Source organism: Neptunomonas phycophila (assembly GCF_001922575.1).
GTDB lineage: Bacteria > Pseudomonadota > Gammaproteobacteria > Pseudomonadales > Balneatricaceae > Neptunomonas > Neptunomonas phycophila.
Genome location: NZ_MRCI01000001.1, coordinates 1,182,114 through 1,195,390, shown reverse-complemented (window position 1 = coordinate 1,195,390; position 13,277 = coordinate 1,182,114). Strand labels below are relative to the sequence as shown.

Annotated in this window: 10 protein-coding genes and 1 tRNA gene; 6 read left to right on the top strand and 5 right to left on the bottom strand. The window is 44.2% G+C overall.

What is annotated here, in order from left to right; translation table 11 throughout:
• Positions 1–68: 68 nt before the first annotated feature.
• From BS617_RS05405 to BS617_RS05395, 3 genes are all read left to right on the top strand, one after another.
• Positions 69–686 (top strand): riboflavin synthase subunit alpha, encoded by a 618-nt coding sequence (locus BS617_RS05405; protein ID WP_075171858.1) that lies wholly within the window; start codon positions 69–71, stop codon positions 684–686.
• 12 nt (positions 687–698) lie between these two features.
• A complete protein-coding gene (locus tag BS617_RS05400; protein WP_075171857.1) occupies positions 699–1,508 on the top strand; it encodes a YciC family protein in 810 nt (269 codons plus the stop codon).
• A 126-nt stretch (positions 1,509–1,634) separates the two neighbouring features.
• Positions 1,635–2,888 carry an HDOD domain-containing protein gene (locus BS617_RS05395; protein WP_075171856.1) on the top strand — a complete coding sequence of 418 codons (1,254 nt, stop codon included), beginning with the start codon at positions 1,635–1,637 and terminating at the stop codon, positions 2,886–2,888.
• Here BS617_RS05395 and lhgO read toward each other — a convergent pair.
• From lhgO to BS617_RS05370, 5 genes are all read right to left on the bottom strand, one after another.
• Complete coding sequence (gene lhgO / locus BS617_RS05390) at positions 2,881–4,077, bottom strand: L-2-hydroxyglutarate oxidase (RefSeq protein ID WP_075171855.1); 1,197 nt, start codon at positions 4,075–4,077, stop codon at positions 2,881–2,883. The genes BS617_RS05395 and lhgO overlap by 8 nt on opposite strands.
• Before the next feature lie 118 nt (positions 4,078–4,195).
• Positions 4,196–6,337, bottom strand: a complete 2,142-nt coding sequence (locus tag BS617_RS05385; RefSeq protein ID WP_075171854.1) for a TRAP transporter permease — start codon at positions 6,335–6,337, stop codon at positions 4,196–4,198.
• A gap of 87 nt (positions 6,338–6,424) precedes the next feature.
• Positions 6,425–7,453, bottom strand: coding sequence for a TAXI family TRAP transporter solute-binding subunit (locus BS617_RS05380; RefSeq protein ID WP_075171853.1), 1,029 nt, complete (start codon positions 7,451–7,453; stop codon positions 6,425–6,427).
• Positions 7,454–7,808: 355 nt separating this feature from the next.
• On the bottom strand, positions 7,809–9,194 hold the full coding sequence (locus BS617_RS05375) for a sigma-54-dependent transcriptional regulator (protein WP_075171852.1): 1,386 nt from the start codon (positions 9,192–9,194) through the stop codon (positions 7,809–7,811).
• A 9-nt stretch (positions 9,195–9,203) separates the two neighbouring features.
• On the bottom strand, positions 9,204–11,264 hold the full coding sequence (locus BS617_RS05370; RefSeq protein WP_075171851.1) for a sensor histidine kinase: 2,061 nt from the start codon (positions 11,262–11,264) through the stop codon (positions 9,204–9,206).
• A 142-nt stretch (positions 11,265–11,406) separates the two neighbouring features.
• Between BS617_RS05370 and BS617_RS05365 the strand changes: the two genes are divergently transcribed.
• The 3 genes from BS617_RS05365 (at position 11,407) to BS617_RS05355 (ending at position 13,267) form a co-directional block, all read left to right on the top strand.
• The gene (locus BS617_RS05365) at positions 11,407–12,270 is read left to right on the top strand and encodes a prephenate dehydratase (protein WP_075171850.1); all 864 of its coding nucleotides are present in this window, start codon (positions 11,407–11,409) and stop codon (positions 12,268–12,270) included.
• A gap of 357 nt (positions 12,271–12,627) precedes the next feature.
• A complete protein-coding gene (gene lysM / locus BS617_RS05360) occupies positions 12,628–13,062 on the top strand; it encodes a peptidoglycan-binding protein LysM (protein ID WP_075171849.1) in 435 nt (144 codons plus the stop codon).
• Between the two features lie 129 nt (positions 13,063–13,191).
• Positions 13,192–13,267 (top strand) — tRNA-Thr (locus BS617_RS05355).
• Positions 13,268–13,277: the final 10 nt, after the last annotated feature.

Here is a 13,277-nt window from a genome sequence, read left to right as displayed (position 1 = left end):
ATGCAGGTATTTTAGTTATATATACGGTATCCTTACGGCCTCAGATCATATTAGATTTAGGATAACCGATGTTTACAGGAATCGTGCAGGGGCAAGCAGAAGTTATAGCGCTAGAACGTCGCGACCAATTCATGAAGCTACGTGTAGCCTTACCTGCAGGTCATACCAACAACCTTCAAACCGGTGCCAGCATAGCTATTAATGGTACTTGTTTAACCGTGACCAGCTTTGACGAATCATCTGTCCAGTTTGATTTAATTCAAGAAACACTCAATGTGACCAACCTTGGCGAACTCAAAGTAACGAGTGTTGTCAATTTTGAAAGAGCGGCCAAGTTTGGAGATGAAATTGGCGGCCATCTGCTATCAGGTCACATCAGTGCAACAGCACAGATTTGCGAGATCAAACAAACAGACGATAACTGCATTATATGGTTTGAAATTGACGAGGCGCTCACCCCTTACATTCTTACAAAAGGCTTTGTAGCACTCAATGGCTGCAGCTTGACGATAGGAGCAGTGGAAGGAAACCGTTTCAACGTGTATTTAATACCTGAAACCTTGAGCATTACCACTTTCGGACAAGCCAACGTAGGTGACCGCATCAACATAGAAGTGGACCCACAAACTCAAGCAATTGTAGACACCGTTAATCGGTACCTAGAAACCCATTCTCCTGTGAAGTGATTATTTTTCTTTATGCTAAGCCTAACTTACATACAACAGAGCATTTTCTTTTTTAGACAACATCTAGGCACTATCGCCAAAATCCAATTGCCTTTTTTGATTGCAATTAACGGGTTAGCACAGTGGTTTGATATATACAGCGACGATGAGCAAATTGCTCAGCAATTTGCCGTACTATCCATTTTAAATCTGACCATTCTCCCGTTGTACTGGTCAGCGACTATTGTCTACATGCAGTCAGTTTTAGAAGACCGCCCTCTATCGGCATTCCAATCTCTAGTAGTGGGCATGTCTCGCTGGAGAACGTTACTGCTTACTTTTCTGTTAACAGGATGCGCCGTATTTGGCGGGCTTATGTTTTTAATTGTGCCCGGGATTTTCATCGGAGTGCGTTTGGCGTTTGCTGACTACATTTGCGTTGTTGAAAAAAAATCTGCTTTGCAAAGTCTTAAGCAAAGCTGGCAAGACACCGATGATTATTTTTGGCCACTTCTCCAAGGACTCGCCATTTTATACATTGCAATTGAGCTGATAAATTACCCAGTGGTGAGCTTTTTCCAATCCATGGAAGACCGTCAGTTCATTGTTGAACTGCCTATATTGGCTTCCCTAGATCTACTTAGCGCTCTAATTACCGTTTTTGCTTTTCGCATGTATTGCGTTATGCGAGACGAAATACGGCCGGCCAAACCAATAGCAAGATCCACTGCGCAGGCTGACAATTATTCTGAGCACAACAATACTACCCCGAATAGTAAATCAACAGATAAACCAGACAACTCGATAGATTCAGACAGTTCAGACGGCGGCGGTGATGATTGATGAAAGCTATCTTACAAAAGCAAAGAACCGACTACATCAACCCAGTAGATAGCCAGCTCTAAGCTGGCTTGATTAGCGTTTTACGAAAACACATTTACATTCTATGTCGCGCTTGAGAGGTACACGATGCCTGCTGTTCAACCCGCTGCAAATACTTTACCGACAAAAGTTATTTTATTAGACCCCAATGGTGAGTTCTCCAATTGGTCACAGCGCCTCAAGCTCGCAGGCTGTCAGTGGGATGTTTTTTCGATAGATGACTACGAGACACTCATCAATCAACTAACAACGGCTAACTACGATGCGATTTTTTTAGCCTACGACCTGAAAACATCCCGCAAAGCCGAACTACTGCGTAGAGCTAAACAACAAAGCCCAAGAACCCTGCGCTTTCAATTAGGACTCAAAGCAGAATCCAGCGATGAGAAAAATGTTCGACAAGAGCTACTTCACCGCACTTTTGACATGCCCGTCAACTTTCCACATATACAAAAATCGGTTGAGCATCTCTTAAAAGTACGGCGATTATTATTCAGAGCGCCTCTTCAAAAAATCATCCAGCAACGAGGCCAAATACAACACCCCAACTATATTAAAGGGCTTTTTGAAGCGGTGGCTGTCATTGGTGATAGTCAAGATCATATGGCTTATGTTCTTGAAAGCGACGAGGCCTTAAGTGCCCAAATCATTAAGTGGGTAAACACACCCTATTTTGGAGAGCACGCCGCCGTCTTCGGCGTCTCGGACCTCACCAACAAAATTAACTTACGACGCTTGCGTGGCTTAATCATTTTGGCCAACCTATATCGCACCTACCCTGCTCACACCAATTGGACACTTTTTTCATTTGAACGACTGATACATCGTTCATTGCTCGTGGCACAGCTAGCTTATGACATAGCCAAGGATGCAAAGCTCGATAACACATACTGCGAACAGAGCTATTTGGCAGGCTTACTACACGATACAGGTATCATGGTGCTGGCCTCTTTATTTCCTACTAAGTATCGAGACATGCTTAGAAGCATGGAGAAACACACTCAGGCTCTGCACAACGCCGAAAAAGCGGCATTCGGTATGTTTCACGGTGAAATAGCTGCTGCAATAATCATGCATTGGTATGTACCACCGCGTGTCACAGAAGCGATCTTATTTCACTCTTTACCCATGCTTTCAGACGATAAACGCTTTACCCCTTTAACAGCTGTACATATTGCCGATACGCTTTTGCCTTCCGTTTGGAAATCTGGCGAGAGCGAAATGCGCAGCCAACTATCACAACCATACCTAACGCGCACCGAACAACATGCTCATCTTCACCGCTGGAAACTACTAGCGACCCATTATCGCTCTTATTTGCGCCAACAACCCACTAGCTAGTCAGTTGTTCGATGATATGACGCCCGATAGGAATAGCAGAGGTTGCTGCCGGAGAGGGAGCATTACACACAAATAAACAGCGCTGCGTTTTAATAAAATGAAAATCGTCCATCAAACGACCATCTTCCGACACAGCTTGCGCTCGAATTCCAGCAGGGTAAGGCGTTAAATCAGCCATGGTCAATGACGGGCAATATTTTTGCACCATCGATAAATATCCCGGTTTATAAAGGCTATTTTTCATTTCATTCAGACTGGCTTTAAAGTGCTGACGCACAACCCGACGTAATCCGGCATAACGTAACATCTCCCAGGTGTCTGATAAGCTAATGTCTGATTTTTTGTAGCCTTCACGCTTAAAGGCGAGCACAGCATTAGGACCGACAGTGACCGTTCCATCGATCATTCTCGTAAGATGCACCCCCAAAAATGGCAAATCAGGATCAGGGATGGGATAAATCAAATGATTAACAATGGTATTATGCTGAGGCGGCAGTAAAAAATACTCCCCACGGAACGGAATAACCTTAAAGTCTGGCGTTATACCTAACATACGCACTAAACGATCAGCCATCAAACCACCACAGGCAATCAGCTGATCGGCGACAAAACAGCTGCCCTCTTGTGTCGTAACAGTAATACTTGGCCCTGTTTCTTCAAGCTTAACCACTTCTTTGTTGAATTCGACCTGCCCACCGGCCTCCTCAACCTTTTCTAACATACGCTGAGTAATTTGTGTGTAGCTTACAATACCCGTTGAAGGGACAAAAATTGCTCCCTCACCTTCAATATTAGGCTCTCGCTCATTCAACGCTTGTTTATCTAAGACCTCTATTGGTAAGGCATTCTGGGCACATCGGTCAATTAAACCTTGCATACGCTCAAGCTCCAGCGCATTAGTGGCTACCAATAACTTCCCGCAGGTATCGTAAGGTATTGATTCTGCATCACAAAAATCGCGAGTGGCTTGATTACCTTCTTTACAAAATTTTGCTTTAAGACTACCAGGCTTATAATAAACTCCCGCATGGATTACACCCGAGTTATGTCCTGTTTGATGCTTTGCCGGGCCGGCTTCTTTTTCTAGAACTAAAACAGTGCAGTCAGGATCCCTCTCCTGCAACTGCATTGCAGTCGAAGCCCCTAAAATACCGCCGCCAATCACTATAAAATCATACTTGGGCTGCATATTGTTCCCCTTTTCAACTCATCTTATCAACTGTAGCCAGAGCAAAAAAATGGCCACCTGTAACGGGTGGCCAAAATAGTTTTCATCGACTCATTCTACACATAATTTATACGATGCTTTAGGCAACAGCCGCCTGCGATTCAATGTTACGTCGCGAATACATAAACAACACAACAAAGGCAACCAGCCCAGCAACATTCAGCCAAAGCGGCGCATGCGGCCACAATAAAGCTAGAGCCAAAGCGCCAGATACAATACGCAGCACTATGTTCAATGGCCCTTCTAAATAGCCTTCCATAAAGCCAACAAATGCATACATACCCACTAAAGCGAATATAAATATAGTAAACACCTCTAATGGGCTGCCGCCAATAAAGTTGGTATAGGCAAAGAGTACAGGGACTACGTATAAGCCTTTAGCTATCTTCCATGCCATAAAGCCAGTTTTCATTGGCGGAGTCTTGGCAATAGCCGCTGCCGCAAACGCCGTCAGACAAACTGGCGGCGTCACATTAGAGTCCTGAGATAACCAAAATATAATCATGTGAGCTGATAACAAGATCATAGATAGCGCCACAGGATCCAATGCTTGTTGCAAAAGCTGACCTTTAAAATCGCTAGGTACTAGCGCCAGTAACGCTTTAGCATCGACCTCGGACATAGGGGCCGCCAACAAAGGAATTTTGTCTGGATCTACCAACATGAAGATCATTTTAGCCGCTTCTGGCAAGCCACCACTCATCATTAATTCAACCAACTGATTTTCAGCAATCAAATTATACAAAGCAGGAGCAGACAAAGTAGCTAACACAATATAAGCCGCGGTAACGGGTAACCCCATACCTAAAACTAACGACGCCAGCGCTACCAAGATCAACGTGATAAGCAAACTACCACCAGCCCATTCAGTTACCATCAACGAGAACGTATTACCAATACCCGTCATGGAAACCACGTTAACAACCAAACCTACGGCAATCAACAAAATAGCAGTGGTTGCCATATTACGAGAGCCTTGAGCTAACGCATCAAAGATTTCACGCAAGCCCATTGGGTTCTTAGAAATCCAAGAAGATACGATGACCGAAATAATGGAGATGCCTGCCGCATAGGTAGGCGTAAAACCATAAATTAATAGTGCTACCAGCACTGCCAAAGGCAACAGAAAATGCCACCCTTCTTTAAATACCTCTTTGATAGGTCGGCTATCTAACTCAACAGCTTGCGCATGGCTTCGCATTGCCTCGACACGTACATAAAAGCCAACCGACATGAAATACAGTAAAGCGGGTAATGCCGCGATAGCAATGATGTCCACATAGGGGATTTGGGTATAAGAAGCCATGATAAACGCACCTGCACCCATGACTGGCGGCATGAGCTGTCCACCAGTGGAAGCAGCGGCTTCAACACCAGCGGCAAAACGTGCAGGAAATCCAGCACGCTGCATTAAAGGAATCGTGATTACACCCGTAGAAACCGTATTAGCAACCGATGAACCTGAAACCGACCCCATTAAACCGGAACCTAATACCGCTACAAAACCCGGACCACCTACAAAACGACCGGCGGCACAACGTGACAGCTCGATAATAAAATCGCCGGCGCCAGACTTCACTAAAAAGGCACCAAACAAAATGAACATGAACACGAACACGTAAGACCATGAAATACGGGCTATTTGCCCAAACATGCCTTCCGATGTGAAGTAGCTTCGATAAAGAACGGTTTCTAAACTCAACCCCGAAAAACCAAACATTCCTCCGATATACTGCCCCCACCAAAACACATAAGTTAAGGCAACTAGAATCAATGTTGGGATAAACCACCCAGTGGTTCGTCTAGCAAGTTCCAGAGCAACCGCAATGGCTAAAATTGAAAATACCCAGTCCGTAGCGGAAAACTTCACACCGCGAGCATAAAGCGCGTCCTCAAAAAAGATGAGATACACAGCACAGGCAACCGCTATTAACCCAACAACAATATCGAGCGTTAGCACCGTGCGACTCTTAACTCCATCACCTTTCATCATGGGGTACATCAGCGAGCACATAAGAGCGAAGCCTGCAAAATGGATGACCGAGACCCACAACTCAGACAAAGTGCCAAGTGTATTGAAATAAATATGCGCCAGCGCAAAAAGCACACCGACCCAATAAAGGAAACGGCCAATACCGCCTGTTTCTGGACGCTGCGTTAGCTCAAGGCTTTTAAGCTTCTCCGCTGTATCGTCATGTGTAAGCTCTGGGGACTGAGACATAAGAACTACCCGAAATCTAAAAAATCGTTAGGAAAAGAGAAATGGATACTCCACCTAGGCATAGGTAGAGTATCTATGGGTCTAGGCTTATTTAGCGATTAGACGATCAGGGATCGTAAGACCTGCTTCTTTGTAGTAACGTGCCGCTCCAGGATGAAGCGGAACAGGTAGGCCAGCAATTGCTTTTTCTAAAGACATGGCCTTAGTGGCTTTATGAATACCATTTAGGAAAGGTAGGTTTTCATAAATCGTTTTAGTCAACAAATACACATCTTCTTCAGAGACATCATCGTTAACCGCCAAAAAGTTTGGCTGCGCCATAGTATTGATGTCTTTGGTTTGACCAGGGTAGGTATTCGCTGGAATTAGATAACGCGTCCACAACTCATAATGGCCATTAGCACGAGCGATTTGCTCATCAGTAAAATCAAGCACAGTCACATCACTGCCTAAAGCAGCATAAGCTCGTGTGATTGCTGAAGTGGGTACGCCCGAAGGGATATTCATTCCATCGATCGTACCGTTTTGCAAAGCATCAGCAGAAGAGCCATATCCCATATAAGCTAGATTGAAGCTATCGGCATCAATTCCTAGGTTGCTTAAAATAGTACGCCCAGAGCCTTCTGTTCCTGAGTTTTTGCTACCGATAGAAAACTTATTACCTTTCATACCGGTAAGGTCATCGATCGTGCCTGTTTTTACGTAATCAGTTTTAACAGCAAATTGTTCTACGTTTTGCCATAGCATTGAAACAGAGCGCAAATTCTTTTGTGGGCCAGACTGTTCAAGTTTGCCTTCACCTTCCCAAGCCCAAGCACCGTACAAGCCTTGTAGAATGGAGAATTGTGCTTCATTTTCACCCATCAACTTCACGTTTTCGCCAGACCCTGCCGAGTTGATAGCCGAAATAGAAATACCATTTGTGGGTTCAAGTTTAACTTTCGCTAACGTCGCTAACGCAACACCAACTGGATAATAGGTTCCACCTGTAGAAGCGGTTGCCAGAATGTACGAGCGTTTATCAGCAGCCTGAGCAATACCAGACAAGCCACCTAGCGTGCTGACGGCTACTGCAACAGAAAGAGTTTTTAGCAACGTACGTTTGCTGATTGTCATGTTGTCACCTTTTTTGTGATTGTTGTAAGGAAAACAGGAAACAGTCTATACAATGCACTTATCAGACCAGTCTATAAAATTTATTTATAAAACAATAGCTTATTAAAAAACCTCAGTTTAAGAATTATAAAATAAGCAATAAACGGCCGATTAAAACCTTACAATAAGCAAAAAACAGCCGATTAATGCTCAACCCATCCTACGTTATACAGTAATACTCTCCCTTGATGCCTATTTTTATGAGACCTTAGTCGTAAGCGCATGGTCGATATCTTGTCTTAATTTAGCTAAAAAACTGTCGCATGAATCCTGCAAACTATCGATCGGCTATTTTTTGCCTATATCAACGATCGCCTTACCCTTTGGTAAAGTCTGTGCGGCTCAAGCCATAACGAATCATTTTCTGATTCAAGGTTCGTCTAGGGAGGTCCAGTTCCTCCATGACTAACTTTATATTGCCTTTGTGGCGTGCCAACACTTCCCGAATCACATTAGACTCGAAACTGGCAACTTGCACAGATAAAGGCAAAAGCTTTGATGCACTCGCCCGCCCTATCGCTGAGTTATTCATGGGATCAGCAGCCGATAAAATAGCGGAAACCGAGCTATCTCCATCGACGGCAAACCGGATTGCTATATTTTTTAGTTCACGAACGTTACCAGGCCATTGATAACGCGATAAGGCCTGAAGGTCATGCTCAGACAACACGCGAGGCTTTGAGCCTTCTTCTGTGTTTTCTTTTGTAGCAATGCGCAGGTAGTGATTGAACAATAAAGGTACATCTTCCATGCGCTCTCTTAAGGGAGGGATATGCAACTGCGATACATTTAATCGGTAAAATAAATCTTCTCGGAAATGCTCATCTTCTCTCAAATCGACCTTTGCCGCGGCAATGACTCTTAAATCAATTTGCAATGGCTGGTTTGAACCTAATCGTTCAATCACTCCCTCTTGAAGAGCGCGCAATAAACGTATTTGCAAAAGAGCAGGCATGCTTTCAATTTCATCTAGGAATAGCGTCCCTTTGTCGGCGTATTCGAATTTACCGATACGTCGTTTAGATGCACTGGTAAATGCACCGGCCTCATGCCCAAACAACTCACTCTCAATCAGCGATTCAGGAATGGCTCCACAATTAATAGGTACAAAATTCTGTGATTTACGACGGCTATATTGATGTAAAGACTGAGCAATAAGCTCTTTACCTGTCCCTGTTTCACCATAAACAATGACGTTGGTATCCAAATCAGCCAGTTTCAATACATCGCGGCGCAGACGTTGAATTGCCGGAGAGATGCCTATAATTGTTGCATCCAGCCCTGACTGCTTCGCCAGAACCGATTGAAGCTTAGAGTTTTCTAAAATTAAACGTCGCTTTTCGCACGCACGATGGACTGTTTCTACTAGGCGCTCGGGGACGAATGGCTTTTCAATAAAATCATACGCCCCCTCTCTCATCGCCTTAATAGCCATGTCTACATCACCGTGTGCAGTCAGCAGAATAACAGGCAAGCCAGGTACTTTGCTTAACGCCGCCGATAACAGTTCCAAGCCATCCATACCAGGCATACGAACATCAGTTATCAAAACACCTTCTGTTTGAACATCCAGATGCGCCAGTGCAGATTCAGCATCTGCAAAACTATCTACAGCAAAACCCGAGAACGATAGCCATTGCTCGGTTGACTGCCGTACCATCGGCTCATCATCAACAAGAATGACATGACCACGCTGTTCCAATATGCCTCCTTAATCTGCCAAAGGCAGAGTGACTAATACTCCAAGACCGCCTTCGGAGTTATTCCGGGCGCTGATCTTTCCACCAAGGTCGCGAAGAATATTATCGACAATTGAAAGCCCCAACCCTAAACCACTTCCCATGGATTTAGTGGTGTAGAAAGGCTCAAATAAGTGCGCCAAAGCCTCTTCGCTCACTCCGTCGCCATTGTCACTAATCAATATGTGTGCCCACTTTAACTCAGTGCTAACCGTAACTGTTAACACAGACGGGTGATCTTGAGCGACCTCTTCTAATGCATCACATGCATTACCGATAAGATTGACCAATACTTGTTCTAAGCGAACTTGATCTCCCTTTACCCGTATTGAGGTTTCAGGTATCTGGATGACAGACCTAATCTCATTGGCTTTCATTTGCGCGCTAAACATCGTTAAAACAGAAGGTATTACGCTCTGTAAATCGACTGCGCCTGTAACCTCTACTTTCTTGTAGGCGAAGGTTTTTAATTGCCCGGTAAGACTGGCCATTCTATCGACCAATTGATTTAGCCGCTGCAAGTTATCGTTAAACATGTCCGGGTGCTCTCTTATCTGACGCAACATAGCCAAATAATTACGCATCGCTGTTAACGGCTGATTTAGCTCATGAACGATGGCTGTCGACATCCTACCCATCGCGGCCATCTTTTCGGCTTGCAATAACTCAGCCTGCGCATTTTTAAGCGCTAATGTTCGCTCAGACACTTTCTGTTCAAGTGATTCGTTTGCTTCTTGTAAAGCATGTTCAAGACGCTTACGCCGAGTAATATCGATGATGGTGACTAAATACGTCGTCTCAGGAGCCGTAGACATCATCCGGATTGAAAACATCATTGGAAAACGCGAACCATCAGAACGCTGCCCCACTACCTCATAACCCGTTATGGGCGAGAACTCACGCCTTTTCAACACATCCAACATGCGCTTAAGTGGCGAAAACTGATCAATGTCGGCAAAAAGAATCGTTAGCGGTGATCTCTCGATTAGGCTCTGTGACACACCAAATTGCTGCATAACCATAGAGTTAATCGATAATATTTTCCCAGCAGAATCAACAGTAATCAGCCCTACTTGAGCCGTGTTAATGATACGCCGTTGTCGCTGCTCACTTTCACGTTGCGCATTAACGGTCTCACGCTGTGAACGACGTTTTAGCTGAGCCTCTCGCAAATATAAAAACAATAAAGCAAGCACCATACAAACGCCTGCAATGGATAACGCGACATAAGCACTGCGCAGGTTGGCACTTTGAATGGGCGACAAAACACCCACTTGCCATTGAAGATCATCTAATTTGACAGCCTGAACCAGCCAGTACTCCCCTTTGTGCTTACCCAAAGTGATTTCGCGGCCATCCAGTAATAACTCAACATGACCGGGCGCTAACGGCCAAATATGTTCTTGATCAAAAGAAGGGCTCGTTAGAAGCAAACTATCATTGGCGTCGGCCACATAAAATAGTGATTCATTCGATAACTGCTCACGTAACGTGGCGATATTAAGCCTGAGCACAGCAACGCCTATTAACTTTTGACTTTGATAAATAGGTGCCGATAAATAATAAGCTGGTCTCATAGTCGATTTATCAATGACAAAGTAAGGCCCTTGTTCGCCAGAGAGCGCCTCTCGATAAAAAGCAGCATCCCTATAACGATCACGAGGTAGCGAAGTATTTTCTCGCCAGTTGCTATAAGCGACTATATCGCCTTGTTCATCCAATATTAGCAACGCTGCCGACCCTGCTACTAGGTTCGTTTGCTCTAACAACCGACTCACACGCACTTGGTTATCGGCATCAGGAACTAGCAACAGCTGCTTAACATCTCTATTTTGAGACAATAGAAAAGGAAGGTATCGATATTGGTCGATGGCTACACGCAACGAGCGAATGGTTTCCAATAGCCGCTCTGATCCCGCTTTATGCAAGTTCGCCAATTCATAATTGCGCATTGTTGTAAAACCTTGCCACGACAAAAAAGCAACGAATAAAACAGCAATGCCACCTAAAAACAGATCATGCTTTCGCTTCACAAGCATCCCTTACTATTACAACTAAGCCCTGTGATTGCAGGATATCAACATGCAAAAACGAGCCATATAATGTGTTATCCGCAACGCAGCACTGTGCCATAATAGCGAACTATTTGAACGACCATATGGATTAAGAACAATCATGACAACTAATATCATTGCTTACCAAGGCTATCCGGGCGCATATTCCCACCTCTCTTGCCGACATGTACACCCTGAAATGGATGCGCTGGCTTGCGGGAGCTTTGCTGATGCAATGTTTATGGTCGAACGTGGTGAAGCCGATCTCGCTATGATCCCACTAGAAAACTCAACGGCAGGGCGTGTAGAAGAAATCTATCGGCTTATGCCAAAAACACAACTCCATATCATCAATGAGCATTTTGAACCGGTCAACCATTGCTTACTCGTCAAACCGGGGACTCTAGCAACGGATTTAAAAACAATAGCTTCACACCCCCAAGCATTGGCGCAATGCGATGGACACATCAAAGAGATGGGGCTAAGGCAAATTGCACACTTAGATACCGCTGGTTCTGCTGAAGAGCTGTCTCACCGAACAGACCATACCCATGCGGCCATAGCCTCCAGCTTAGCCGCCGAACTGTATGGACTTGAAGTATTAAAAGACAACTTTCAAGATAAAGAAGGGAACACTACCCGCTTTATAATCCTAGCTCGTGACAGTCACATGCCTAAATTAGAGCCCGGAATTACATTCATGACTACTGTGATGTTTACCGTACGAAATATGCCAGCTGCACTGTATAAAGCACTAGGGGGCTTTGCCACAAATGGCATCAATATGGTGAAACTGGAGAGCTATATGGCTTCTGATACAATGCAAGCCACTAGTTTCCATTTGGATATTGTAGGCCACCCTCACCAACAATCCATGAAATACGCGCTCCAAGAATTGGACTTTTTTGCTAAAGACGTAAGAGTCATAGGCACTTATCCAGCAAATCCATTTAGGTTTAAGCGCGATGCAAACTTGTTTTCTTAACAAAAGATTAATTGCACTGCAAAATATAAAAATCAAACATTTTTAACGAATAAATACATATACAACAATGACTTAATATATATAGTACTAAAGTACAATTGTGCAGCGCACAATAAAATCCAATAGTGAGTACTGATAGTATTCGTGTTGTGCCTCTTCACGAAGTTTTTTCTATCACATCCCTACTTTTCAACTCTTAGTACTTTGAGTTGTCTTTTTTCCACCCCTGCCATGCAGGGGTTTTTTTATTCCTACTATTTTTTGTCATCTCAGCCAGCTAGGATTCATCTTAGCTATGGAATGATCTCCACAGCTCAGGCGTTCGCCTGAACAACCATTTAATTAAGGGGTTATACAATGGGATTGTTTGATTTCGCATCTAATCTAGGTAAAAAGCTTTTCGGTAATGACGAAGATCCAGCAGAAAAAATCCAAGAACACATCGAGGCTGACAACCCCGGGGTTGATGCATTGAGCATTACAGTCGAAAACGGTGTTGCTAGCGTATCAGGCTCTGCCAAAGACCAAGCAGCTTACGAAAAGGCAATCTTAATGGCCGGAAACGTCGAAGGGATTACCGAAGTCAATGCTGACGCACTGGCATTTACAGGACCAGAAATCAAAGTTGAGTACTACACTATTCAATCAGGCGACTCTTTATGGAAGATAGCTCAACAGCATTTGGGGAACGGTAACCTCTACACTAAAATTTTCGAAGAAAACAAAGAAGTTATCAAAGATCCAGACCTAATCTACCCAGGCCAAAAGATCCGAATTCCGTTAGAAGGCTAGCCCAAAAAAGATGGCAGTTAGCGATAACGTTACACTGCCATCTAAAAAGTGTATTTTTTTAAAAAAAATTCCCATAAAGGCTTGATCTAAAAAAGGAAGGTGATTAATATACGCCCCACTTAAGGCAGTGCCGGTATAGCTCAGCTGGTAGAGCAACTGACTTGTAATCAGTAGGTCCCGAGTTCGACTCTTGGTGCCGGCACCACTTAAGTATC

Excerpts from the sequence above, each read along its gene's own strand:
- BS617_RS05405 (WP_075171858.1), top strand. The coding sequence starts at position 69 with ATGTTTACAGGAATCGTGCAGGGGCAAGCAGAAGTTATAGCGCTAGAA.
- BS617_RS05400 (WP_075171857.1), top strand. The coding sequence starts at position 699 with ATGCTAAGCCTAACTTACATACAACAGAGCATTTTCTTTTTTAGACAA.
- BS617_RS05395 (WP_075171856.1), top strand. The coding sequence starts at position 1,635 with ATGCCTGCTGTTCAACCCGCTGCAAATACTTTACCGACAAAAGTTATT.
- lhgO (WP_075171855.1), bottom strand. The coding sequence starts at position 4,077 with ATGCAGCCCAAGTATGATTTTATAGTGATTGGCGGCGGTATTTTAGGG.
- BS617_RS05385 (WP_075171854.1), bottom strand. The coding sequence starts at position 6,337 with ATGTCTCAGTCCCCAGAGCTTACACATGACGATACAGCGGAGAAGCTT.
- BS617_RS05380 (WP_075171853.1), bottom strand. The coding sequence starts at position 7,453 with ATGACAATCAGCAAACGTACGTTGCTAAAAACTCTTTCTGTTGCAGTA.
- BS617_RS05365 (WP_075171850.1), top strand. The coding sequence starts at position 11,407 with ATGACAACTAATATCATTGCTTACCAAGGCTATCCGGGCGCATATTCC.
- lysM (WP_075171849.1), top strand. The coding sequence starts at position 12,628 with ATGGGATTGTTTGATTTCGCATCTAATCTAGGTAAAAAGCTTTTCGGT.